Annotated in this window: 25 protein-coding genes; 6 read left to right on the forward strand and 19 right to left on the reverse strand. The window is 67.5% G+C overall.

Features of this window, described 5'->3' with window-relative positions; genetic code table 11:
• Window positions 1-31: 31 nt before the first annotated feature.
• The 6 genes from BLR21_RS39880 to BLR21_RS39905 form a co-directional block, all read right to left on the reverse strand.
• A complete protein-coding gene (locus tag BLR21_RS39880; RefSeq protein ID WP_256335236.1) occupies window positions 32-1,174 on the reverse strand; it encodes a hypothetical protein in 1,143 nt (380 codons plus the stop codon).
• A gap of 282 nt (window positions 1,175-1,456) precedes the next feature.
• On the reverse strand, window positions 1,457-1,918 hold the full coding sequence (locus tag BLR21_RS39885; protein ID WP_143028115.1) for a hypothetical protein: 462 nt from the start codon (window positions 1,916-1,918) through the stop codon (window positions 1,457-1,459).
• Between the two features lie 75 nt (window positions 1,919-1,993).
• On the reverse strand, window positions 1,994-2,452 hold the full coding sequence (locus BLR21_RS39890) for a hypothetical protein (protein ID WP_090015173.1): 459 nt from the start codon (window positions 2,450-2,452) through the stop codon (window positions 1,994-1,996).
• A 209-nt stretch (window positions 2,453-2,661) separates the two neighbouring features.
• Window positions 2,662-3,072 (reverse strand): hypothetical protein, encoded by a 411-nt coding sequence (locus BLR21_RS39895; RefSeq protein ID WP_143028116.1) that lies wholly within the window; start codon window positions 3,070-3,072, stop codon window positions 2,662-2,664.
• Window positions 3,073-3,382: 310 nt separating this feature from the next.
• Entirely contained in the window at window positions 3,383-3,865 is a 483-nt protein-coding gene (locus tag BLR21_RS39900) for a hypothetical protein (protein WP_090015177.1), read from the reverse strand.
• Between the two features lie 141 nt (window positions 3,866-4,006).
• A complete protein-coding gene (locus tag BLR21_RS39905) occupies window positions 4,007-4,411 on the reverse strand; it encodes a hypothetical protein (protein WP_090015179.1) in 405 nt (134 codons plus the stop codon).
• A 1,111-nt stretch (window positions 4,412-5,522) separates the two neighbouring features.
• Here BLR21_RS39905 and BLR21_RS39910 point away from each other — a divergent pair.
• Both BLR21_RS39910 and BLR21_RS39915 read left to right on the forward strand, forming a co-directional pair.
• Window positions 5,523-6,443 (forward strand): MarR family transcriptional regulator, encoded by a 921-nt coding sequence (locus BLR21_RS39910; protein ID WP_090015181.1) that lies wholly within the window; start codon window positions 5,523-5,525, stop codon window positions 6,441-6,443.
• Window positions 6,444-6,633: 190 nt separating this feature from the next.
• The gene (locus BLR21_RS39915) at window positions 6,634-7,197 is read left to right on the forward strand and encodes an HAD domain-containing protein (RefSeq protein ID WP_090015183.1); all 564 of its coding nucleotides are present in this window, start codon (window positions 6,634-6,636) and stop codon (window positions 7,195-7,197) included.
• A gap of 128 nt (window positions 7,198-7,325) precedes the next feature.
• Here the strand turns inward: BLR21_RS39915 and BLR21_RS39920 are convergent, their stop codons facing one another.
• The 11 genes from BLR21_RS39920 to BLR21_RS43030 all read right to left on the reverse strand — a co-directional run bounded on the left by BLR21_RS39920 (window position 7,326) and on the right by BLR21_RS43030 (window position 15,119).
• Entirely contained in the window at window positions 7,326-7,970 is a 645-nt protein-coding gene (locus BLR21_RS39920) for an HNH endonuclease family protein (protein WP_090015185.1), read from the reverse strand.
• Window positions 7,971-8,321: 351 nt separating this feature from the next.
• Window positions 8,322-8,621, reverse strand: coding sequence for a hypothetical protein (locus BLR21_RS39925; protein WP_090015187.1), 300 nt, complete (start codon window positions 8,619-8,621; stop codon window positions 8,322-8,324).
• The gene (locus BLR21_RS39930) at window positions 8,618-9,226 is read right to left on the reverse strand and encodes a hypothetical protein (protein ID WP_143028117.1); all 609 of its coding nucleotides are present in this window, start codon (window positions 9,224-9,226) and stop codon (window positions 8,618-8,620) included. The genes BLR21_RS39925 and BLR21_RS39930 overlap by 4 nt, the downstream gene beginning before the upstream one ends.
• A gap of 30 nt (window positions 9,227-9,256) precedes the next feature.
• Window positions 9,257-9,547: a hypothetical protein gene (locus BLR21_RS39935; RefSeq protein ID WP_256335237.1), complete on the reverse strand. Its 291-nt coding sequence runs from the start codon at window positions 9,545-9,547 to the stop codon at window positions 9,257-9,259.
• A gap of 34 nt (window positions 9,548-9,581) precedes the next feature.
• The gene (locus BLR21_RS39940) at window positions 9,582-10,157 is read right to left on the reverse strand and encodes a hypothetical protein (protein ID WP_090015191.1); all 576 of its coding nucleotides are present in this window, start codon (window positions 10,155-10,157) and stop codon (window positions 9,582-9,584) included.
• Between the two features lie 36 nt (window positions 10,158-10,193).
• Entirely contained in the window at window positions 10,194-11,045 is an 852-nt protein-coding gene (locus tag BLR21_RS39945; RefSeq protein WP_090015193.1) for a restriction system modified-DNA reader domain-containing protein, read from the reverse strand.
• 43 nt (window positions 11,046-11,088) lie between these two features.
• Complete coding sequence (locus BLR21_RS39950) at window positions 11,089-11,601, reverse strand: hypothetical protein (protein ID WP_090015208.1); 513 nt, start codon at window positions 11,599-11,601, stop codon at window positions 11,089-11,091.
• Window positions 11,598-11,852 (reverse strand): hypothetical protein, encoded by a 255-nt coding sequence (locus tag BLR21_RS39955; protein WP_090015195.1) that lies wholly within the window; start codon window positions 11,850-11,852, stop codon window positions 11,598-11,600. Before BLR21_RS39955 ends, BLR21_RS39950 begins: the two co-directional genes overlap by 4 nt.
• Window positions 11,853-11,909: 57 nt before the next feature.
• A complete protein-coding gene (locus BLR21_RS39960) occupies window positions 11,910-13,667 on the reverse strand; it encodes a vWA domain-containing protein (protein ID WP_090015198.1) in 1,758 nt (585 codons plus the stop codon).
• Between the two features lie 46 nt (window positions 13,668-13,713).
• The gene (locus BLR21_RS39965; RefSeq protein ID WP_090015200.1) at window positions 13,714-14,901 is read right to left on the reverse strand and encodes an AAA family ATPase; all 1,188 of its coding nucleotides are present in this window, start codon (window positions 14,899-14,901) and stop codon (window positions 13,714-13,716) included.
• A gap of 41 nt (window positions 14,902-14,942) precedes the next feature.
• Complete coding sequence (locus BLR21_RS43030) at window positions 14,943-15,119, reverse strand: hypothetical protein (protein WP_176930024.1); 177 nt, start codon at window positions 15,117-15,119, stop codon at window positions 14,943-14,945.
• 792 nt (window positions 15,120-15,911) lie between these two features.
• Between BLR21_RS43030 and BLR21_RS39970 the strand changes: the two genes are divergently transcribed.
• The gene (locus BLR21_RS39970) at window positions 15,912-16,646 is read left to right on the forward strand and encodes a TnsA-like heteromeric transposase endonuclease subunit (protein ID WP_218131020.1); all 735 of its coding nucleotides are present in this window, start codon (window positions 15,912-15,914) and stop codon (window positions 16,644-16,646) included.
• A gap of 40 nt (window positions 16,647-16,686) precedes the next feature.
• Here the strand turns inward: BLR21_RS39970 and BLR21_RS43415 are convergent, their stop codons facing one another.
• Window positions 16,687-16,827 (reverse strand): hypothetical protein, encoded by a 141-nt coding sequence (locus BLR21_RS43415; protein WP_218131021.1) that lies wholly within the window; start codon window positions 16,825-16,827, stop codon window positions 16,687-16,689.
• A gap of 49 nt (window positions 16,828-16,876) precedes the next feature.
• On the opposite strand from BLR21_RS43415, the gene BLR21_RS39975 reads away from it, so the two are divergent.
• From BLR21_RS39975 to BLR21_RS39985, 3 genes are all read left to right on the forward strand, one after another.
• Window positions 16,877-18,784 carry a helix-turn-helix domain-containing protein gene (locus tag BLR21_RS39975; protein ID WP_218131022.1) on the forward strand — a complete coding sequence of 636 codons (1,908 nt, stop codon included), beginning with the start codon at window positions 16,877-16,879 and terminating at the stop codon, window positions 18,782-18,784.
• A gap of 77 nt (window positions 18,785-18,861) precedes the next feature.
• Entirely contained in the window at window positions 18,862-19,941 is a 1,080-nt protein-coding gene (locus BLR21_RS39980) for an AAA family ATPase (protein ID WP_218131023.1), read from the forward strand.
• Complete coding sequence (locus BLR21_RS39985) at window positions 19,938-22,577, forward strand: TniQ family protein (protein WP_090011791.1); 2,640 nt, start codon at window positions 19,938-19,940, stop codon at window positions 22,575-22,577. The genes BLR21_RS39980 and BLR21_RS39985 overlap by 4 nt, the downstream gene beginning before the upstream one ends.
• Before the next feature lie 259 nt (window positions 22,578-22,836).
• Here BLR21_RS39985 and BLR21_RS39990 read toward each other — a convergent pair whose 3' ends face one another.
• Window positions 22,837-23,394 carry a hypothetical protein gene (locus tag BLR21_RS39990; protein WP_090011793.1) on the reverse strand — a complete coding sequence of 186 codons (558 nt, stop codon included), beginning with the start codon at window positions 23,392-23,394 and terminating at the stop codon, window positions 22,837-22,839.
• Window positions 23,395-24,024 lie beyond the last annotated feature (630 nt).

The raw sequence follows: 24,024 nt of genomic DNA on the forward strand, positions 1-24,024 counted from the left end.
GGGCCGGAGTTCCTGCCGCGATAACGGCTTCTCAGCGGCGCAGGACGTTGACCCGTTCGCCACCGATGAGTGGCTTGTCGTCCGGCCCGGCCCGATGCCAGTCGATCCAGATAGGACGATTCTCGTTTCTGCTGGGGTAGTACTGGTTACGCCAGTGTCCGCGCACGATCCAGCTGTGGTGATACTCCCGTCCGCTCTTCTCCCGATCGTCCGTGCTGTGACCGGAAGATTCGGTGCGGCTGCGCCGGAGATCGATGTAGCGCACCGCAGTCCCTATCGCCGGGTCCAGGGTCTCGATCCGGCGCCGGGCGGCGCGCGGGGCGTGCACGCGTTCGGAGTGGACCAGGGTCTGTCCCATCAGCAGCCAGGTGGCGAGGATGGTGCGCTGCAAGGCGATCTTGGACTCGGCGGCGACCGAGGACTGGCTGTCGGACACACCGTCCGGCCAGCCTTCCATCTCCGTGAACTCCATCGGGGTGAGCGCGCACCACTCGTAGCCGTGCGGCGGGCAGAACGAGGGCGGGATCGGCGCGCGTTCCAGATTCGGCAGCCACGTGGTGAGCAGGTGCGCCCCCCACAGATCGGCGGCCTCCTCGCTTGTCGCTGGCTTGTTGTCCGGTGACGGCGGTGGCAGGTTGCGGGCGGCCGCTGCCCTTGCTCGCTGCAACGCGTCGTGGTGATCGGCTTTCGCGAGATTGCGGCCGATCTGCACGACGCCGCGCTGGGCCGGCGACATCGACGTGGGCGCCCACGTGTGGACCCACACGCCGCCACGCCCGGGACCCCACGACACGATGCACACGTCGTCGTGGGGTCCCGATGCGGTGCCCGGCACCGGCGGTTGCGCGTAGACCATGAACCCGACCGGCGAAGGCAGATCCTCGGGGTGCAGGCGGTAGTCGGGCAGGCTGCTCGCCGCATGGCGGGCGAGTTCGGTCATGATGGAGGAGACGTAGAACAATTCCGACGCCGGGAGCTGAACTGCCAGCGTGCCCGCGATCGTCGCCGCGACATCATCGACACGGTCGAAGACATACGAATCGCTGGCCCCAGGCGGGTGCGGGCCGAGGAAGAAACGAAACCAGTTGCCCGCGCCATCAAGGCCAGGATCGCGCGCCCAGTCGGCCATCCGGGCACGGATCTCAGGCACCTCCTTCGCCGATATCTCGATCATGACGATCCCTCGCGGCGTGCGGCGTCGTCGATGCGTCCGAGCTGCCGATCCGGTTCGCATCCGCCGTGATTCCCCAGCGTCCACTGAGTAGCCAGTGCGGCGCCGATCCCGTTCCGCATACGTCAACCCCTTTGCTTCCAGTGATTTCCGGTCGACCGACCTGTATGGACGCTTCGTAGGTCACGAGGTGTCAATGCCGTTGGAGCGACTAGGGCATGAGTCGACCGGAATGTGTCAGCGCTGCCAGGCGAATCAGGGATCCGACCGCTGGAGGACGAGGTGTCACAAGGTGATCGTGTCCGTTGTCAACCACCCGGTGCGCGGGAAGCGTCCCAGTCCCGCGAGTACATGCGGTCCGACCGCGACGAGGGTGGCCCGCCACGCCACGACCCGCTGCGGCCACAGGAACTCCGCCTTGAGCACGTTGTACGGATGGGCCTTCCACTCGTCCGGCCCCATGCGGAGACTGTCGTCGAAGACGTGCTCCGCCATGAGGCCGTACGCCCCCTCCGGTGTCGCCACCCGCGTGGGCGGCAGCACGTGCGTTGCCGTGGCCCGGTAGGTTGCGGCGCGTTCGCCGTTCGGCTGCGTTTCGCAGACGTAGTAGGCAAAGCCGGGTGTCAGCTCGTCATGCGGCCATGGCGCCGCCGAGTACCCCGGCTGCCACATCGCCCAGACAAGTCCTGGTGTCCTGCCGGGAATCGGCGAGCGGGCGCTGCACAACCTGACCCATGTCTTGGTCATGTTGATCCTGTTGTCTGGGCTGCCCGTGGCGACATCGTCTGGTCAGGCAGGGTGTCCGATCGAAGGCGGCTGGGGCTACGAGACGTCGGCGGCGTCCTGGCCACGGTCCGGGTCAGCCGCTGGAGTGCGCTTGGGCCAGCGGATGATCTGCCGGACAGCGATGGCGGCCGTGACGACCAAGGTCCCGACCACGACAGTCCACCCCCAGGGGAGCAGGAGAAACAGCACTACTGCAGGAAAGACCGCGCCTATCACGGTGAGTACAGCCCGTGCGATCGCTGTGCCGACCGGAAGCGGACGCCGAGAGACCAACCGCAGGCCAGTGAACAGCGTGAACCACACGAACTGCCAGCCGATCAGCAGGGCGAGCACTATTTCCGGAGAAGAGGCCTCGGTAATGGTGTGCGGTATGAAGAGCTCGCGGACCGCCACGATGGTGGCGGCCATGACTATCGCGGCGATCACGACATGGGCCAGTAGCGGACGCCACCGCTGTGCAGCCGACTCTGACGTGCTGGTCGGGTTGTTCGTCATCGGAATTCTTCCTCGTGTCAGGTGGCTGGGAGTTGGTTGATGTCAGAAACGGCCGCGTCACGGCATGGTGAGCGCGGCGCGGCCGGGTGGTCACGGTGGCGACCGTGGCTGTGTCGGCGAACAGGAGATCCGATGCGTGCTCGTCATTGCGCACAAGGAGAAGTCGCCGCGTCGTCGCGGTAGGTGGCCCCAGCCTCGCCAGCCGGGCGCTACGCACATACCGTGTCTCCCGGGACAGCTGCCTCCACGGAATCGGTGTGCAGCCCCATCACGGTGTGCACCGTCGAGGCGATCACCTGGGGCCACTCGACACTCAGGCCGTTCCAGATGCCCGCACGTGTCCAGCGCCCGTGACAGGCCAGCAGCATCTCGACGTCAACCGCTGCCTCGTCGCGGTGGTGTTGGGTGAGCTGGAGGACGAGGTCGCCATCGGCCTTGTCGGCGGGACGCATCTCGGGCAGCCAGTCTCCGGCGAACAACTGCGGCTCCGCGTCGATGGTGACGTCGACCGCGACGACGAGCAGCGCGCACATGTCGTCGGGCATCCGCATCGGCGGGTCGACGTGAAACGGCGCGATGAGGATCACCGCGTCCTCGCCGAGTCCTTCCTGCTTCCGCAAGGCGGCCACATCGGACAGATCTTGTCGCGTCGGGATGGATGTGATGGCGTCATGAGATGTGGACATTGTGACTGTGCCCCTTCGCTTCCGTTCCGGTTGTGGACTGTGTTGCGGACGTACGGGTGGTGCCGATCTCTCAACGCGAGGGTGGTGTCGGTGCCCGAATCACCCGGACGACGTGAAGTGGTTTCATTTGCCGCCAAGGGATAGAACCGGTCCGACGTGGGGCCGGGTCGATCGGTGACCGGTCAGGGCGCGTAGCGCGCGTGGTCCACAGGTGGTGATTGGAGTCGGCGCGAACGCTGGCGAATCAGGTGTTTCCCTTCACGGCCGGTGGTTCTACGCCCAGCACGGCGGCGGCTGTATCCGACAGTTCGCGGCCTACCACGTCCGGGTCGCAGCCCACCCTCGGAAGGCGAGCCCTGATGGCGGTCTTGGACCGTTCCATATGCTTGGCGAGACTGTCGATGCGGTCCAGCGCGCTTCCGCCGCCCGGCTGCAGCCAGGCCTCCCGCAGTTCGTCGTCGAGGGATTGGGTCCAGGGACGGTTGGCGTTCGCGTGACGGTTCGGTCGGCTTCGCAGGCGTGCGTGCGCGCTGAGGACGCGGGTGAGGAGCTTGCCGACCGTGCCGCCGCCTTCGACTGGCAGGCGAAGACGGCCATCGGCCACGACCTCGCCTGACTCTGTCGTTCCGAGCAGGTCGAGCACCAGAGACTCTTCGGAGTCCACGGTTGTGGCGAGTCTGTAGTTGATATCGCCGAGCGTGATCTCGTTGTGGAAGGTGGATGTCATGTCACGCCTCCTGGTGTGGTCCGGATGTGATGTCGCCGGATGAGTCGGCAGGCAGGGTCGTGTACATCGCCGTGCTGGTTCGATCCGCTTGGGAAGCGGCCCGGTCCGACGGTGGCCGGACCGGGCCGGGTCAATGACCCGTCACGCGGTCTGCACCATCGCGCCGACGAGGGTGGCCTCCGCGCTGTCCCCGCACTTCACGTGAATGTGCTGCAGGAACCGGGGATCGCCGGGCTGGTCGAGGTCGACCTCGTTGTAGTGGCTTGCGAGCTGGAACACCTGTGCGACGAGGTGCGCGGCGATTCCCGAGATGGCGTCGCTGATGTCGGTGTCGCAGGTGAGGGTGACCCGCAGCACCGGCTCGTCCCCGGTGTCATCGGCGGTGACCCGGAACGCGGCCTCGGCGGGCAGCATGCCGTCGCCCTGCACGCTGCGCAGATCCTCGGTCAGCCGGGCGGCGATTTCCTCGAGGGTCAGGTCGGCGGTGTCGGCGTGGTGGTCGCCGGTCAGCCGTCCACGGTTCGTGGTAGCGGTGTCGGTGCTCATAGCGGCTTCCTTCATGCCAGGCGCATCCACAATCCCCTTGCCTTGTAAGGGAATGGTGAATGCACGGTCCGATGCGCTGTCGCGTACATGCCCATCCACGCTCGATACATCGGTGCCTGTCAAGCGGCGTGACGCAAAGGACCGGATTGGGTTACCCAACAGCGCCAACCGGGACGTCAACGCGAACGTGACCACAAGCGACACTTGTCACCACGAAGTTGTTGCTGTTGTTGTGAGTTCAGTTCTTGCGTGACGGTGCCAGCGGTGGCGGACGCCGCGTGCGGGTCCTGCTTGGCGCTGGGCACCGCGCTATCCACATTTGATCCGCGCCCTCGTGGATCGACTGACTTGACGTCGCCGGCCGACGGAAGCATCAATGGCGGCAAGCACGAGCCCAGCCACCTGAACTTCGCGAGCCTCTGCAGGCGAGGCGTTGCAACGGAAAGCTGGTCTGGGTGTGGTCGATCTCAAGTCGGAGAACCTTGGCCCGATCCGGCCGGTCGATGCTTTCGCAAATTGGGAAGCCTGTTGGCCGGGTGGCTCGCCGGAGAAGGGGAAGTGCAATGCCGGGTATGAGCGCCTGTCGTCGTAACCGTGGCGTGTACAAGGCGGATGGTGATCATTTTGATGATGGCTACTGCCGGGCTTACGGGTTCAAGCGTGGATACGGCCGCGCCCACAACGGCAAGGGCGGTGGGCGAGTCCGTCGCCGGCTTATCCGTCGCCGGGAGAACGTCATCTGGCGTCGTGGCAACAACTGTTGATAGCTGCAACCGGCTCCCCAGGGGCGGCCCCGCACGCTTATGTGCAGCCCGGCGGCATCATTCTCGGCCGCACGTCGTCGACACGAGCGCCGCGGCCATCGACAAACAGCGACAGCCAAACCCGTTCGGTGACAGTTGTCGCACCAAGTGACAGGCATGTCGGGTGGTCGCGCGTAACTGTCCACACGAGACGGTCGTCTTGTTTTGTTGGACCGCTTGACTTCATGGGGCGAAGGAAGCGTTCATAGTTCGTGTAGCCCGAACACACCGGTAGCGCACCGTGGGCCACACCCGCTCCGGCCGGGGCATGACCACCACCGATCAGCCACGCGAATCGAGGGACTGTCATGTCCAGCAAGACCCGCACCCGCACAGCCAACCCTGCCACCCAGCCAATCGGATCCGCCCGGACGCTGCGGTCGGTTCCCGACCAGGCCACCGCCGCGACGGATCGCACGGACGCCGAAGACAAGCTGTGGGAAGCGTTGCACACCAGCCCGAACAGCACCGCCGCCGACTTGGCCGTGGCGGCGAAGATCGGGAAATCGACCGCGCAGAAGATCCTCGCCAAATGGGCCGATGACGCCAGCGTCACCCGCATCACCGGGATCGCGCAGGGTGGTCGGCGCGCCGCCGACCTGTGGGCAATCGCCAACGTCGACACCACCCAGAACGACCCCGCTCCGGCCGAGGCCCCTGCGGCGGCCGACCAGGACCTGACGGGCATCGCGGACACCGAACCCGACGCACCCGCCGTGCCAGTCACCGATGACGGTGACGACACCACGGCTGCCGAGAACAACTCGACCGACCCGGTCGACACGCAGCCTGTCGACACCGACCCGGTCGACACGGAGTCGACGGTCGCCCCGGTTGAGGGCACACCGGACACGGTCGACGATGAGACTGGCGCCGTGCAGGCCGGACCCGTCGTGGCCGACACGGAACCCGCATCCGCTGGCTGCGCCGCGACCCACGACGACCAGGCAACGACCAGGGGCGGTGCGGACGCGGCGGGCGAGAAGACGCCACGGCTGCCGTCCGGCGCGTTGCGGGGGATGGTCGAGGACTTCCTGGGTGACCATCCTGGCGAGGAGTTCGGGCCGACCGCGATCGCGAAGGCGCTGGGCGGGAAGTCGTCGGGTGCGGTGAGCAACGCGCTGGACAAGCTGGCCGACGCCGGTACTGCCATGAAGACCAACGACAAACCGAGGCGTTTCGCCCTCGCCTCGACGCAACAGGCGCCTGCCCCCGCGCCAACGAGCTAGCCCGAGTGTTCGTGCCCGACCGGCTCGTGTCCCGACCATGGTCCCTTGGGATCCGTCGGGACACAGCCACATCCGCGCTTTCACGCGAACGGCGTGGTTGGACGAACGGAACAGAAGCCGATGCAGGCCCGACCCGCGTCACCGGATCCGCGTCTGGCCGTGGAGCACAAGGGAAGAAAGGCGGTCTCGTATGAGCTGTCCTGTTGTAGTCATCGATGTCGAGGGGGTGCTTGCTGTCGACCCGGACGCGCTACCGGGAGGTCAGGCGGCCGTGCGGGAGCTGGGTTACCAGGCGCACGAGTTCGACGGGCTCGGGCCGGATGGTTCATCTGCGTGCGGCACGGTGTGGCTCAAGCCGGAACACGGAGCCTGGTTGCGGGAGCTGCGTGATCGGGGTGCCGAGTTGGTCTGGGGCACGAGTTGGGGGCGGGTCGCTGTCACGTGGATCGCGCCTCGGCTGGGGTTGCCCGAGTTCCCGGTCATCGAGGTCCCCCGTCGCGGGCCTGCCTTCGGCTGGTCGTCCAAGATCGGCCCGATCCAGCGGTGGGTCGGCGACCGGCCGCTCGCCTGGATCGACGATCAGCTGGGCGGTAAAGAGCCGGGGTGGGCCGAGGAGCGGCGCGACGACGACATCCCGACCCTGATCGTCCAGCCGCATCCAGGGCGTGGGCTTGAGCGAGCGCACGTCGAGGAGATCCTGTCGTGGCTCACTGCCGCGAGAAGCTGCGGTGCAGGGGGAACGCCGGCCCCGTGAAAATTGGACGTCCCACACGCCGCGTTGGGGGGACAGACAGGGGGCAAGGCCACGCCTGGTCACCGTGGGTCGCTCCGGCGGGCCACCTGGTCACGCCGTGCCACCTTCGCCGTCTCGGTGGTCCCGGTTCAGGCGATGCCGACCGCGATCGGGACGTTGGGACAGCGCGCGGCCTTCTCCACGAGGACGGCCTTTTCGTTGTTGTCCACGGTCAAGCCCCAGCGGGTCTTCACGCTCACCCAGTCGGTGATGTAGCCGCATTGTGCTGCGGCGTAAGACGGAAGCCAGGTACTCGGGTCCTGGTCCGCTTTGGACCTGTTCGAGCGCGCGGTTACCGCGATCAACGTTTGAGGCGAGTCGAGGTCGTTGGCGTAGGCCTCGCGTCGGTTCGCCGTCCATGCGGAAGCACCACTGTCCCATGCCTCGGCCAGCGGCACCATGTGGTCGATGTCGACGCCGCGAGCGTCGGAGACGTACTCGTCGTCGTAGGACGAGTACCAGAGTCCGCCGGCGAGGGCGCATTTCGGGCCCACCTCGGGTGCGACCGCGGCCTCGTCGATCAGCACCTCCGCTCGGGTGCTGCATCCATCGCGATCGGCGTCCGTCCAATGTCGGAACTTGTCGCGCTGGTAGCCGTCACGGCTCTCGTCGGCGACCGGAAGCGCGGCGACCGCCTCGCGCAGCGGCACGGCCGATTCGGCGGCCATCGAGGGCACGGAGCCGAGTGCGATCCCCAAGGCCGCGGCGACGAGGACAGCGGCAAGTCCAGGCATCTCAGATGCTCCTCTGACAAAGGACACGCCCGTGCGGGTCTGTGTGCCGGCCACCTGCACTCTCGTGCAGTGCGGTGCCAACGTGGTGCAGGCACGACGGAGCTAGCGTGCACTTCCGCTGGTTGAGCTGAACCTTTCAGTCGAGTGGGTGTCGTGGTCTACAACGCGTGAGCGGGCGGCTTTCACGGCGTTGCGATCAAATCCCCGAGAATTGAAGCCGCGCGACAACGAAGCTGATGACTTGCGTGGACGACATGGCGAGGGGCCGAGGGACACGTGAAGTCCGGTACTGCCGGAGAAGACCGACCGGCGACTCGTGGCCGTCGGTCGGGTTGAAGGTGTGCAAGTGGGCTACGTAGGCACGATCCACTGACGGGAGGCGGGATCCCAGGTCGCTTCGAGATAGAGCCGGCACACGTCAGGCAGGCCGGGGCCGATCATCAATCCGAGCCTCTCGCAGTCAGCGTCGCCGGGCCATCGGCCGGTCCACACGTCGATCCCGCAGTCGTGATCATGCAGGCAACTGAGCTGCTGCAGGCCGGTGACGATGCAGCGGGCGACGTCGCATCCGTCGACGTGCTCCTCGTCGATCGACACCGCACAGTCGGGACAGTGGTCCTGCTGCGGAAACACGATGCCGGGTGTCGTCATCGGGTGCTCCCCGCGTCCGGGGAGCACCCAGGGACGGCGGTGGACTGGACCGGCTGGCAGAGACCGTCACACACTTGCGCGCCTGCGGTCGCCAGCAGCGGGCAGTCGTAGCGGTGTGCCTTGGTGAGCAGCACACTGCCGTCTGGCCGTTGCAGGAGGCGGAACGGGCCGCCATGCTCCTTGGCCCACCGCATGTCGTCGGCGGTGATCACGCGTTCTCCGGTGCTGCCATAGGTGTGTGCCAGCAGCGCCCCGATCACGTCGAGGGTCGGCTGTGGCACGGTGGTGCTGCGGGGAATGATCGCGATGACACGCCGGATCAGGTCGTCCGCGATCTCGTTCAGCTCGTCCTTGGCGTTGACGCCGTAGGGCTCTGTGGTGTGCTCGAACCAGCTGTCGCTGTGAGTATGGGCGAGAGCGGTCCAGGTCAGGTCGGCGCTGAGGATCTCCGCTACCGCCCAGGAATCATGGGGCCTGAGGCTTCGTTGCACACGCACCTGCACGGTGTACGGGCCGAGGTGCACGGTCCGTGTGTAGGAGTAGGAGGAGCCCGTGTTCACGCCGAAGTTCTCGTCGACGGTTACCGGTGGAAATGAGGTAGTCATTGCGCTTCCTTCTTTCTGTCCTATGTGGATCTACCGTGGAGACGGTGTGAGGATGAGCAGGTGGATGGCGTCGCCTGCGTGGTCGAGTTCGGCGGTGTGCCCGTGGGATGCGACGTGCTCGCCGTTCGCGGTGACGACGCGCCACCCTGACTGGCGTGCTCGGTCGGTGCAGTAGTAGCTGCCGATCAGGACGCCGTCGCGAGTGACGGTGCCGTAGAGGACTTGCTGCGCGTCGGCGGGATCGGCGACGATCGCGGTCACCTCGCAGCCGTTCTCGGTGAAGCGACGGACCACGGTCTCGGGAACTTCGTAGGGTGTCATCGGTGATCTCTCCTTTGGCTGTACGTTGCGGTTCCTATGCCCGGTGCGGAAGGTCGAAGTAGCATTCGTCGTCGCAGCCCTGACCGCCTTCGCTTGCTACGAAAGGGCATTCGTCGCGGTGGGCTTTGGTGAAGGTGACGCTGCCGTCGGGGTGCTCGAAGATGCGCAGCGCTCCGCCGTGGTTGGTCGCCCATGTGATGTCGTTCGGGTCGATGCGGCATTCGGCGTTGTAGCCGCTGTTGGTGGCCAGCAGCGCGCTCACCGCGCGGTAGAGGTGGGGTGACAAGGTCACAGTGGGCGGCGGTGCGGCGAGGATCTCGGCGGCTCGGTGCAGCAGCCGCTCGGCCAGCGGACCGAGCACGCCGACGGCGTGAACGTCCGGGTTTGGGGGTGGGGTGTCGTGCCACCAGTTGTTGAGGTCGTCGGCGGCGAGGCTGCCCCACTCCGCCTGGTCGGTCAGCACCTCGGCGACGGCACCGCTGTCGTTGAGGTAGACGCCGCGCTCGACGCGGGCGCGGACGGTGCGCCCGGCGACTTCGACGACGCGGGTGTAGTGGTAGCGGGTCGAGGTGGCTCCGGCGTCCTGGTCGCGTTCGGTGATTGCGGTCATCGTGATCTCCCGTCGTGTGAGTGGTTGCCGAGGTTGTCAGCGGGTGGCGAGTGCGGTGCGCAGGTCTGACAGCGGGCGGTTGTCGCGGGCACGCCGCCAGAGGTGCCAGCCGTTGACCGTGTAGCCTGCGAGGCTGGTGGCCAGCGCGGTGACGGTGGAGACGGCGAACTCGTGCGGTCCACCGTCGTGCAGGACACCGCCCTCCTGCACGGTGGCGGTGTGCCCGTTCCACACCAGCTGCTCGCCTACCTCGACCAGCCCGGCGTCGATCAGCTCGGCGAGGGCATCCGGCGCGCGAGGTGCCGGAGAGCCCGCGGACTCGCCGCCGGCGAGTGCGGCAGGGAGGAGTCCTGGGGGCAAGGCGGCGGCGATCGGCCCGGCCAGCGTGGCCCACTGGGCGTCGTTGTAGGCGGCGTCGGCGAGGTAGCGCATCTGCCACAACACCGCCGGGGCGGCCTCGTGCGGCCAGCGCGCCCCCATTGACCGCACCGAGGTGTCGATCGTGCACCATTCGCCCCCAGCGGCGGCGAGGATCACGGCGTCGGCCCGTGTCGGGTCGTCGGGGTTGTACGGGGAGCTGCTGCAGGGAGGCTGCAGGCGCACCACGACATCCCCGGTGTGAAGGTGCGCGGGTGGTCGCGTGGGCAGCCACACCCCCGCCATCAGGTCGGCCGTGTCGGTGCGGGCGGGGTCGGGCGTGTCCCCGGTGAGCCGCCCCAGGGTTGTGGTGGCGGCGGCGGTGGTCCGTACCGCCACCACTACCAGCCCCCACGCCCCGGCGGGCGGGCGCAACGGCACGGCGGACAGCGGTGCAGGGGCGAGCAGCACCGTCTCGGACGGGAAGGCGTAGTCGGTCGGCGTGGCGGTGCCGAGGGAGTTGCGGGCCATCACGAAGTCCTCCTGGGTGTGTGCGGTCGGGTTGCACGGGCGGTTAGCTGTCCACGGTGGGTATGCCGAACGTGCAGCCCGGCTGGTGGAGCCCCTCGTCGCGGGCCTCGTCGGCGATCGGGCTGTCTGCGTCGGGGTCGAGGTACTCGCCGAGGTCGCCCAATGTGGCGACACGGGTAACAGGGACCTCGTTCTCACAGCCGGGGCAGCGGTCGAGGAGCAGCCATCCGTCGCCGGGGGTGGTGAAGTCCGGGATGAACCGCCACGCCCGCCCGGTGGGCGGGTCGGTGACGGTGATCAGGTCACCGGGAACCGGTCCGGTGCGGGTGCGGTAGGTGCGGTGCGGGTCGTCGGCGACGAGCACGCCGTCCACACCGACCTGCAGTGCGGCGGCGATGGTGCGGGCGACACGGGCGCGGCGTGCCCACCGGTTCCACTGGTCGGGGTCGTCGTGGCGGTGGTGGAATCCGTCCGGGTCGGCGGCGCAGTGGACGCGCGCGGCGTGCACGGCACGCTCGGCCAGTCCGGCGGTCAGTGCGGGCGCGGTGGTGGTCATGACGACCACCCCAGCGCGCTGACCGCGACCTGCGGGAGGTAACCGACCTGTTCCCCCGCGCCGAGCCACACGACGTATGCGTGGGTGGGCGGGGCGTCGTCGTCGGTGTCCTGCAGGGTGCTCACGACGCAGGTGAGGGCGTGTGCGAGCGGGTAGCCGGGTTGTGTGGCGAGCTGTAGCGGGGCGGTTGGGTCGTAGGGTTCGAGCGCCTCGCGCAATTCACCCACGGTCGTGATGGGGCAGTCGTACATGGTGAACACCTCCGGGTGGGTCCGGGGCGGTGTGCCCGCCCCGGACCGGGCTGGCGGTCAGTGGGTGGCGCGCAGGGCGGCCGTGGCGGCGCGGCCGATGGCCTGCGCGGTGGTGGTGGGGTCGGTCATGACGTGCACGGTTGTCCCGGTCAGCGGTGTGCGCCCTGTGACGTCCGGGGCGATCCACAACACGGCGCATCCGGTGGCGCGCAACCGGTCGAGAAGTCGTTGCCCGTTGCGGCGGGGTCCGTCGCGGAACTTGCCGTCGGACACGATGACCAGCAACCGCGCGGCACCGGGGCGGGACAGCCCGAGCGCGCCGTCGAGGGCGTCGATCGCGGTGTCGACGGCTTCCCAGTTGTCGCGGGTGGCGAAGTCGGTCACGGCGGCGGGGGCTTTGCCGGGGTGGATGATCGGGCGGACGTGGTGGCCGAAGATCACGGTGGCGGTGTCGGCGGGCACCGGACTCTGCGCGGCGGCGTTGGCCAGAATCCACGCGGTCGAGGCGACCGGTTTCGCGAAGCTGCCCATGGACCCGGACACGTCGCACGCGATGCCCAGCCGTAGCGGCGGGGTCGGGACCGTGGTGCGGGTGGTGCGGGTGAACGGTTCGGCGGTCGGCATCGCCCCGGCGGCGAGTTGCGCCTCGCGTGCCAGCGCACCGCGCATCCGCAGGCGTCCGGGCGGAATCGGCGAGGTCGTCTTGGTCGCCACCCGGTCACGGACCCCGGCGGTGGTCAGCGCGCGCCCGAGTACCCGCGCGGCGGTGCGTTCGCCCGTGGTCGGCGGGCGGGTGCCGGTCGTGTCGGTGCGCCCGTCACGGGGACCGCCGACCGTGAACACGGTGCGGGCGGCGTCATCGGCCTTTTTCGTGGCGGCGCTGGCGGCGGCCTTGGTGCGGGCGGCGATCTCGGCGGGGTCCTCGGGCAGCTTCGCCCGTGCTACCGCGCGCGTCACCTTGCCCAGTGCCTTGCTGATCGCGTCGGCCAGCGGGGACGGCGACGGGGTGCCGGACGGGTCCGGGGTGGCGGACGGGTCGGCGAGGTGCGGCGGGGCGGTGTCGGGGTCGGGTCCGATGATCTCGCACCACTGGCGGCCGAGTTCGATCATGGCGGCGGTGTCGTCGTCGGCGGTGCGGAAAGCCTTGCGCCACAACGCCCGCAGCTTCCCGAGTTTCTCCGCGCCGAGTACGTCTTGCACGGCGCGCGCGACGGGGGCGGTTTCGGCGCGGGTGAGGATGCCGCCGTCGGTGCGTCCCAGGAACAGGGCGGCGGTGTGGGCGGCGTCGCGCGGGGTCATTTTCGGGGCGAAGGCGGGGTCGTCGAGTTTCATGCCGCCCGTGACGATGGTCTTCACGCACGCGCGCAACCAGTGCCGGTCGTCGGGGCGGCGGCGGATCTGCGCCCGTTCGATCCGGGGCTCTTCCAGCAGCAGGGCGGCCTCGACCGCGCCGGGGTCGGCGTCGGCGGGCACGGCGGCGAGCCATGCGGTGTGCTTGCTGTGCGCGCATTCGTGGGTCAGCGCACCCCAGGTAGGGGCGTAGCGTTTCCGGTCGCTCATCCGATGCGGTCGGGCCGTGGCGGGGTCGACCGGGTGCAGGTGCGTACCGTCGACTTCGATCATGGCGGTGGCGGGCAGGAAACACGCCGGGGCACCGTGTCCGGCACCGGGCGCGATGGTGACCAGCAGGTCATCCCGTCCGGCGATCGCGGGGACTTCGGCGGTCAATGCGGCCGAGAGCGCGTCCCATCCGGGGGCGGCGGGGAACACGGCCGAACCGGTAGCGGCGGGGTCGGCGATCATGTGCGCGGTCATCGCGGGTGTGTCCTTTCCGGACGGTTCGGGCGCGGGTGGCGGTTGGTCAGATACGGGCACCGAGTGCCAGCGGGGCAACGGTTTTACCGAAGGCGGTCTTGACAACGGTGGCCACGATGTCGCGGTCCTCTTCCGGGGCGGTACCGATCAGGTTCCCGGCGGCAGCGTCGGTGCCCAACACATCGGCGATCTTCTGGAATGCCAGCAGTTCGCGCAGTTGCGGTGCCCACCGGATCTCACCGCCCGCCTGTCGGGTGGACAGGTTGCGCGCCACGGCCACGGCGCGGGTGTCGATCTTGAGTTGGGTGGCGAGGTCGTAGTCGGTGGACACCTGGATCTGCACGGAAAACCGTGACGCCAACGCGTCCGACAGGACCGCGCCGTGCACGCCGGGGTTGTGTCCGGCGACCACGTAGAAGCCGGGGGCGGCGTCGATGACCTCGCCGCCGTTGGCTTTGATCATGATCTGGCGGCGGCCGTCCATCGCGGGGTAGACCACGGCGAGCACGGTCGGCGGAATGAGGGTGGCGTCGTCGATGAACAGGGTCCGGCCTTCGCGCATCGCGCGGACCAGCGGACCGTGCACGAACACGAATTTTCCGTCCGGGGTTTGGGTGTACTCGCCGACGATGTCGGCGACCGTGGTGTCCCCGTCGCCCTGAACCGTGACCAGGTCACCGAAAGCGGCCTCGACGACCGAGGTCTTCCCGGTTCCGGGTGGTCCGTACATCAGGGCGGCGACCCCGGCGTCGCGCAACTTTTGTAGCGCGGTCACGTCCGGTAGCCCGGACAGCTTGCGCGGGTGGTAAAGCTGCCCGTTCGGGCGCGTTACCGGACCGGTGACCGGAGCCGACGGGGCGGCGGGGGTGACGGTCGGGGGTGTCGTCGGGCGCGGTGGTCGGGGGCGGCGGGGTGCGCCGGACGGGATCGCCACGGGCGCGGCGGCGGCGTCGGCGGTGGTCGGTGTCGACCGGTAGCGGACCGGTTTGGTCGAGGTCTGTTCGGCGTAGCCCCCGGCGGTCAGCGCGGCCAACGCGTTGCCGATCGCGCCCGACGATTTCCCGCCGAGTGCGGCGGCGATGTTGCGCGGGGTCAGTTCGGTGCCCGCCTGATCGGTCAGGACTTGCGCCACCTGTCGGCGGAGTTCGCCGTTGGGCAACCGCCCGCCCGCCGGGGCGGTGGTCGTCGTGCCGGATGCCGCCGGGGCGGTCGTCGGCGTGGCTGGCGTGGTCATCGCGGGTGGGTCCTTTCGATCTAGTGCGGGCGGCGGGAACGTCAGACGGCGGCGGCGGTGAACGCGTCGGCGTCGATGACGTCGGGCGCGTTCTGGTGGGCGTAGGCGGCGGCGTTGGCGGTTTCCGTGTTGTGGCCGTATTCGACCCACCCGCAGTAGCAAAACGCGGTGACCGTGCCGTCGATTTCGGTTTCGATGTCGGTGTCGGTGTCGCACATGATCGGCTCCCGTTCATTGGACATGGCTCGCGCCGGGTGTGGAATTCGGCTTTGTTTCCGGCTCCCCCGGCGGTAATTCAATTATTACTCTGCCACGCGCCGCGCGCAATAGCGCTAGCCGCCTTTTCGGGACCCTTTTGGGTGATGATTACCGCCCGCATTGTGGCGCAATAGAAAACCGTCCGTACGGTCACAATTCCGAACGCCTTGCGCCGATTTCCGCAGGTCAGCGATGCCGGGCGCGCGCCGGCCGCCGCGGACGGAAATAGTCGGGCGACACACAGGGAGCGAAATCAAGGGGAAATAAATGAAATAGAAGAATAAGGAAGGTGGATAGCAGTGAAGGTGAGACAAGGTAGAGGGCTGATCACGAAGTAGCGACCGAGGCAGCGACCACGCAGCCCGCGCCGATGTGTCTACCGGCTTGCGGGCAAGCGAGTCTGGGATACCAGCGGATCCCCCTGCGGCATCGATGACCAGCATCTCCGCAGGCCGTAGAGGGTGGTCCTCTAACCTGATCCCCCGTATGAACCCCGTCATGACCCCCCGTATGAACCCCCAATGGAAGTGTAGGGTCTCACCGCTGATGGCACATTCTCAATGATCTTGGCACCTGGATGACACTTGTGCCATCGGTATGAGACTTGCCGCTGGCCGTCATCGTTGTTTTGATCTTTTGGGCCGTCTGGGTGGTGTCGCCGACTGGCCGCCCTGTCTCGCGACGTCGCTGGCGCGTGTGGTGTATCCCTGGCCGCTCTGCCGCTCACCGACCAGCAGCGGGAGGACGAGCCCATGATGGTTGCAGCCGAGCCTTGCTCGGTGTCGATCCATGTCCGGAGATTCGCGCCGGAGGCGGAGCTCGTGTGCCCGTGGACGGAGGTGGACGTCGGCGTTTTGATCTCCGCACTGCCGTGGCGGACTTTCCGCTGGCACAAGGGGCAGAAGCATTACCCGGGTGCCTTCTGGTCGTCCACCGAGCGGGATCTGGTGATCTACGAATCTCGGCTGGAGTTAGCGCGTTTACTGTTCGCGGATTTCGACAGGTCCGTAGATCATATTGTGGCACAGCCGTTCCTGCTGCGCGCTGCGGTTGGTGGGGTGTTGCGCCGGCACATTCCGGACTATCTGCTGTTCACCAGCGCCGGGCCGTTGGTGGTGGACGTCAAGCCGCGGCATCGGGTGGTCAAGCCGGAGAATGCGTTCACTTTCGCCTGGACGCGGCGGGTGGTGGAGTCACGCGGCTGGCGGTACGAGGTGTGGAGCGAACCGCCCCGTGCTGAGTTGGAGAACGTGCGGTTCCTGGCCGGGTACCGCCGGGACTGGCTGTTCGATCATGAGCTTGTTGCTGAGCTCCGCTCTGCGGATCTTGACGGTGCCACACTGGCGGCGGCCTGCCGGTCTTTCCCGGATCAACCGGCCGCGATGGTGAGGTCTGCGGTCCTGCATCTGTTGTGGCAACAGCACTTCCAGGTCGATTTGACCCGCCCGCTCAGCGGCGCCCATGTGCTGAGGAGGGTTGCTGCATGAGCAGCGCGGCGGTGCGTGTTGGCGTCGGCACGCGCGTCTGTTACGACGGTGAGGTTGTCGAGGTGGTGGAGTTGCTGGCCACCATGGCCGGCAACGAGGTCGTGCTCAAGTACGCCACGGACCAGCGGATCGTGCGGGTGTCGGTGCGGGAGTTGCTGGTTTCGGAGCGGGCCCAGATCATCCCGACCTCTCCTGGTCCCTGCGCTGATGACCCGCTGGAGTTGGCGAGCGTGCTGCTGGCCGAGCTGACCGATTCCGAACGGCAGCAGGTGTTGGAACGGGCCGCTCATGTGCGTGAGGTCTTGACTGGTTACCGCTCTGGAACTGCGGAACTGGCGGCCGCTGGTGAGCCCCGTCCCGAATACGCACCTGGCCTGTCGGCGACGAGCAGATACGAGTCGAAGGCTGCTGAGCTGGGGATTGGGTTGCGGACTGTCAAACGCTGGGTCGCTGATTACCGCCGCCATGGTGAAGCGGGACTGGCTCCGAAGAAGGGCCGCGCAGCGGGTGGGCCGCTGGGGCACACCGACGAGCGGTGGGTGGAGACGGCGTTGGCGGTGATGGTCGAGCACACCGGGGAGTCGAAGCCGTCGCGGACGATGGTGATCGATCGGACCGACGCGCGGGTGGCCGTGCGGTTCGGGTCGGGCGTGGTGAAGGTGCCGAGCCGGGCGACGGCGTTTCGGGTGTTGGAGGAGTTGGAGCGACGGCATCCGACGTTTCGGTTGAGCGCCAAGCGGAATCGGGATATCGCCGACCGGCCGGATGAGGTTTACGGGAAGTTGCGGCCGACGCGGCCGGGCGAGTACGTGCTGATGGACACCACCCGGCTGGACGTGTTCGCGCTGGACCCGGTCACGTTGCGGTGGATCAACTCCGAGCTCACGGTCGCGATGGATTGGTATGACCGGTGTGTCGTCGGATTACGGCTCACGCCGGTGTCGACGAAGTCGGTGGACGCGGCTTCGGTTCTCTACCAGGCGTTCCGGCCGCGGCCGGCTGGGCGGGATTGGCCCGCGCATGCGGTCTGGCCCGAGCACGGGATTCCTCGGTCGGTGCTGCTGGATGCCGATGCGGTCGAGCGGCCGGGTGCGGCGTCGCCGGCGGTGGTGCCGGAGACGATCGTGGTTGATCACGGCAAGATCTACGTGTCGGAGCATCTGACCAGCGTGTGTCGTCGGATGGGGATCTCGATACAGCCAGCCAGGTTGCGGACGGGCCGGGACAAGGGGCCGGTGGAGCGATTTTTCCGTACCCTGCGGGAAGATCTGTTGCAGGCGCTGCCTGGCTACAAGGGCCCGGACGTCCATTCTCGGGGTCTGAATCCCGAGGCGGACGCGTTCTTCTTCCTCGACGAACTCGAAGCGATCATCCGCGAATGGGTCGCGACGGTCTACCACCACAAGCCACACAGCGGCCTGGTTGATCCGCACCTGCCGAAACTGCGGATGTCGCCGGCGATGATGTTCGAGCATGGTGTCGCGCGGGCCGGCTATATCGAGGTTCCGCGCGATCCGGACCTGGGCTATGAGTTCCTCAAGACCGAGTGGCGCACGATTCAGCACTACGGGGTGGAGATCGACGGCCGCCGCTACAACGGCCCGATCCTCACGGGCAAGGAGAACGAGACCAGCCCCTACACCGGGAAGGCCAACGGCCGCTGGCCGTTGCAGGTCGATCCCGACGACATCACCCGCGTCTACTTCCGTGACCCGGCCTCCCGCAGATGGCACACGCTGGCATGGGAGCACGCTCCGTCGCTGACGATGCCGCTGAGCGAGGACGCCTTGCAGTTCGCGCGCAAGCTGGCCGCCGCGAAATACACCTACCCCGACGACAAGATCGCGGTCGCCGACCTGTTCCAGCGCTGGAACATCGGATTGGGCCAGACGCTGCCAGAACGGCGGATGGCGCTGCGGCTGTCCCGCGAACAGGCCGCAATCGGGCTGCCCGAGCAACCACGGGAGCAGGCGGTGTCGGTCTTGCCGTCAGTGGCCCGAGTCCTGGCGGCCACCGCAGCCTCTGGCGAAGTCCCGGCCGACGAGCCGGTGGCGGAGATGGGCGACGACGACATCGACGACCTGGAGGCCGTCGACGCCGAGGACGACTTCTACGCCGATGCTCTGGAGGACGTGTGACCGACACACGTCGCGAGCAACCTTCACCAGGCGCAGAACGAGCAGCGGATCGCCCCGCGGGCCTGGATAACCTCACCTTGGCGCGCAAGGAAGGCTGGCGCAGCTTCGTCGACGCCCCCGCACGCAGCCAGCCCGAACCACTGACCACAAAGGACCTGCGGCGCCTCGGGGACGACGCGCTCGCTGACTACAACCAGCGGCGGCGGGTCTGGCACGCCAACCTCGGTCCGATCAAGACCCCGCAGCTGGCCGGGCTGCACGAGGACTTGTGGGACATCGTGGACAGCAACGTCCAGGACGGGGACAAGGCCAAGGGCGCGATCGCGATCGACGCGTTCCCCGGGCTGGGCAAGACCACCTCGGTGCTGGCGTTCGCCAAACAGTTCCACCTCCGCGAGATCGCCGAGAACGGCGCGTTCACCGCGGACGGACACGAACGCTGGCCGGTCTGCCGGGTCGGGTTGACCGGCAACACCGGCATGAAGGACTTCAACCGGGCGATGCTGGAGTACTTCGGTCATCCCGGCCATCAGCGGGGCACGACCGCACAGTTCGCGCACCGGGCTCTGGATTGCATGCTTTCTTGCGCGGTCCGCGTCTTGATCGTGGATGATCTGCACTTCCTGCGCTGGCGGGCGACATCCGGCATCGAGGTGAGCAACCAGTTCAAATACATCGCCAACGAGTTCCCGGTCACGCTGGTGCTCATCGGCGTCGGTCTGGCCGAACGCGGCCTGTTCTCCGAAGGCGACTCCTACACCAACGCCGTTCTCGCCCAGACCGGACGCCGCACTACCGCGTTGGACATGCGGCCGTTCACCGTCGACACCGACGCAGGGCGGCGGGAGTGGCGGCAGATGCTGCTGGCCATCGAACAACGCCTGGCGCTGTCCGAGAAACACCCCGGGATGCTGGCCGATGAGCTGTCCGACTACCTGTTCGCCCGCAGCACCGGGCACATCGGCTCGCTGATGACTCTGATCAACCGCGGCTGCCAGCGCGCCGTCCGCACCGGCTGCGAGCACCTGAGCCAAGATCTGCTGGACGGCGTGAAGAACGATGCCGCCGCGGAAACGGCTCGCCGCGAACTGGACGCCGCGATCCAGGCTCGCCGGCTGTCGACCCGCGTCGCCCCGGCCCGCTGCCTCGCCGGATGAACCGCCCGCGCACCCTGCCGATCCGGCTGGCACCGCTGCCCGGCGAAGCACTGGACAGCTGGCTGGAAGCACTGGCCGAACGCCTGCACACCAACGTCTTCGACCTCTTCCGGTTCGCGGGGGTGACCACGCGGTGGAACACCGCGAGAAGCCGCAAACCCTGGGTGCGCCACCTCGACGCCGACCAACTCACCGCGGTGAGTATCGCCACCGGGGTCCCGGCCGACACCCTGGCCGCCCTGACCCTGGACCGCTATTCCGGCACCGGGCTGATCATCGACCGGCCCGCGCGAGCAGGCAGCCGTCCACGCTGGTGGCGCGGACTGAGAGGATCACGGTTCTGCCCCAAGTGCCTGTCCGACAACGGAAATCGGTGGATGCTGTCCTGGCGGCTGGCCTGGAGCTTCGCCTGCACCCGCCACCACACGCTCCTGCTCGACGCCTGTCCGGCCTGCGGACGTCGCCACGTCCGGACCCGCGCCCAGCCTGCCGGCTCGCCCTACCTCGGTGATCTGGGGCTCGCTCTCCTCGAGCACTCGCCGCACGGCGGGCCACCCGCCTGCACCTACCCGTTGTCAGAGGCCGACGCGGTCCCACTCGACGCCGACAGCCCTGTGCTGCGGGCCCAACGCCACGTCAACACCACCATCGCCGCGCTGCTGGCCGCCCGGCGCACCCCGGCCGCCTTGGCCGCCTTGGCTGCACCGCAGCAGATCCTCGATGACCTGCACGCCGCCGCCCGCGCGGCACTGGCCGCTCTGCGAACCCCTGCCATACCACCGCAATCCATCGCGGCGATCATCCGCGATCTGGTCGCCGACCACGGTTTCTCCGACAACGCCCACGACGATGACGCCGCCCACGTCGCGGTCGGCGCAACCGCGGCGGACCTCATGCTCGCCACCGGCTCCACCACACCGGACCCGGTGATCACCGGCTGGCTCGCGCACACTCCCACGGGCGGTTCGAAAGCCCACCTCTCCCGCCTGCTGGACCAATGGAACAACGCCAGCCCCGGACTCCAAAGCTCACTGCTCACCTGCATCGGTCCTCGTCTCAACCCCGCGCACCAGCTCCGCTACGGCATCGCGACCAGCACCCCACGCCGCCCGCGATCCGGGCACGGCACGGCACGAGCGGCCAGCGTCCCGAGTTTGTTCTGGCGAGGGTGGGCGCTGCGCCTCAACCCCCAGGGCCTGTTCGACCCGCTGCCCTACCGCCAAGCGCTGAGCATGCTGTTGCAGATCGCCGGACTCGGCGACGTCGACTACACCACCGCCCGCACACTGCTTCAGCTGCCTGCGGCCAGCAACGCCGTCTGCCCCCACTTCACCAAGACACTCCGTGAGGCCGGCGCCTGGGAACCCGTGCTCGCCGTGCTCGGACAACTCGCCCGCGCACTCGACGATCAACCCGCACCCATCGACTACGGACGCCGCCGCCGATGGCGCCGCATCTGCGCCGCCACCCTCGACAGCACAGCCTGGCGGGCGACTTGCGCACAGATCTGCCACCGCTCGTCCGAGCGCCAGGAACGCTTCGCGCGACTACACCTGATCGAATTGCTCACCGGCAGCCACCCCTACCACTACCCGCAGCCGCTGACGCTGTCCCCGGAACTCGACGGCGAGCACTACACCGCCTTCGTCTTCCACCTTCCCGCACAGCTGTCCACGCATCTGCACCAGCAAGCCCAGACCCTGCTGCGGCGCCTGCACATCGACGAACCCGTCACCTGGGAACCGCCGTTCGACCACACCGGCACCGTCTCCTGGCCCGGCCCCCACCCCGACGACGTTCTCCCACAACAACTCTGGGACCTCGTCCAGACAGGACTGACCCGCAACGAGATCGCCGCCCGCCTGCACACCACACCCGAACACATCCACCTGGCCGCCGTCCGGCACCCACAACCCAGGACCCCACGACACCAACCCGCACCAGGCACGAACAGCCCGCCCACAGCCCTGCCCAACGAGCACGATCTACGCGCCTACGTGAGCCAGGGACTCCGTCCAGGTCAGATCGCGAAACTCACCGGCCACAACCACCAACGCATCAACGAACTCCTCACCAGCAACGGAATCGGACCACCAACGCCACGAGAGGTTCTCCGCACGGTCAACCCAGCCTGGCTGCGCGAGCAATACGAAGACAACCACCGTTCCTTCGCCGACATCGCCGCCGATCTGGGCATTCCGGCGGCCAATCTGGCTCGGCACGCCCGCGAACTCGGACTCGCGATCCGCCACGGCGTCGCTGCGCACAAGCACATCCTCAGCGCGCACGGCGGGCCGGACGCGTTCTCCGTCACCATCTGGACCGTCTTCGCCACCCGCGGAGCCGAACAACGCGTCCGACGACTCCTGGCAACCGCCGGACACCCCAACCTCGACCACGCCGCCAGACACCTCGGCACCAGAAAAGCCGTTCTCAGGCACCAAATCGACCAACTCGAACACGCCATCGGCGCCGCACTGCTCGAAACCACGCCTGACTCCGGCGGCATCAGACTGACACCCGCCGGTGCGAATTTCGCGCAAGACGCAGTGCCAGTTCTGACGATCCTCGACCGAAGCGGCAACAGCGACAGGGCCACAACGCGCCGGACCGCTGAGGAAATGCCACGACACTGAGGCCGATCTTGGTGAGACTGCAGTGAGACAAGCCGAGAAACCGCAGGTCGCGCAAGATCGACATGCCGTCGGCGGTGAGGTCCTACAAGATCATTTGGGAATCCTGGTGAGCTGAGCAGCCGAACCGCTCGGTGAGCAGTGCGTGGGCAGTGGTCAAGCCACCTGAGCATTACTCGGCGGGGTGTCCAGACTGCCGCAGGCGCCGGCGGTTCAGGGTTCAGGTCGGTGGTCAGTCATAGTCGAGCCCGGCGGCCGGTTGCTAATGGTTGTGAGCACTCGACCCTGGTTCGTAGTCGCCGTCGAGCCAGCGTAGGAAGTAGGCGGTTCGATCCACGTAGGTGCGTATCGAATTCTCCTTGAGGCCAGCCGTCCGCAACTCTTCTTCAAAACGCATAAGCTCAACTCTGAGTTGGTCGGTGGTTCTGCTCTCCATCTCTTCACCCGCCTTTGCGTTTTGGTCATCAGTTGCCGATTGCTCGTCGGGCTGGATACTGGGAGCGGTGCGGTAGACACCCCGTCCGATTCTGTCGATGCGACCTCGTTGCCATAGGTCGTAGGTCGTTACCTGGATCTCCGTCTTGGGGTCGTTGCGGCCGACCGCCTGAAGTGCCGACCAGATCTCCACAGGTCGCATCGGCCGACCTTGATGGACCAGGACCCACTCGATTGCCTTGGTGCGGGGAAGGTTCATCACGTCGACGGCACCGTTGTCGGCTGCCGCAGGGGGCGCGGATCCGCGCTCAATCAGGCGTTCGACGCGCGCCAGCGCGACACTGAGCCCTGTCCTGAGCTCCTGGAGGTCTTCGACGGCAGCCACAGAACTAAGTTACAACGTTAGTACCACTAAAACAAGGCGTGCCGGGCCAAACTCATCGACACGATCGTTCACCCCGACCCTGGGACCGGCAAAGACCTTGGTGACGTCCTGCGGAAGGTCAAGGGAACGTGGAACTGGGCCGTGGTCGAAGGTCCTGCCACAGTCTCAGTCGATGCAGGTGACTGAACTCGGCAACGCTACGACCCGGCGGCCGGCCACCCGGTCAGATCAGCGGGTGACCGAGAGGCCTTGCAGGCAAGCACTGGTCTCGATCAGGTTGCACAGCAGCGAGTTCCATTTGACCGACTTTTCCTGTTCGGCCGGATCGTTCTCGGCGATCATGCCCTGGTTGCCGAACCGGATCCTGGCGGAGAACCCGTTGTAGGACCTGAATCGTGGCCCAGGTCAGGTCACTCACGCCGGGGAGAAATTCGCACAAGACGCGACTCCGGTCCTGGCTGTGCTCGACCGAGTCGGCAACGGTGACTCCGCCGCAAACACGCCAGAGTCCACCGAACCGCCGAGGAAATGCCACGGAACTGAGATCGACCTCAGATGACATCGCCGTGAGACAATCAAGAAGCCGCAGGTCACACAAGATCAACATGTCACGCGCGCTGAGACCCTACA

Source organism: Lentzea albidocapillata subsp. violacea (genome assembly GCF_900100275.1).
GTDB classification, from domain to species: Bacteria; Actinomycetota; Actinomycetes; order Mycobacteriales; family Pseudonocardiaceae; genus Lentzea; species Lentzea violacea.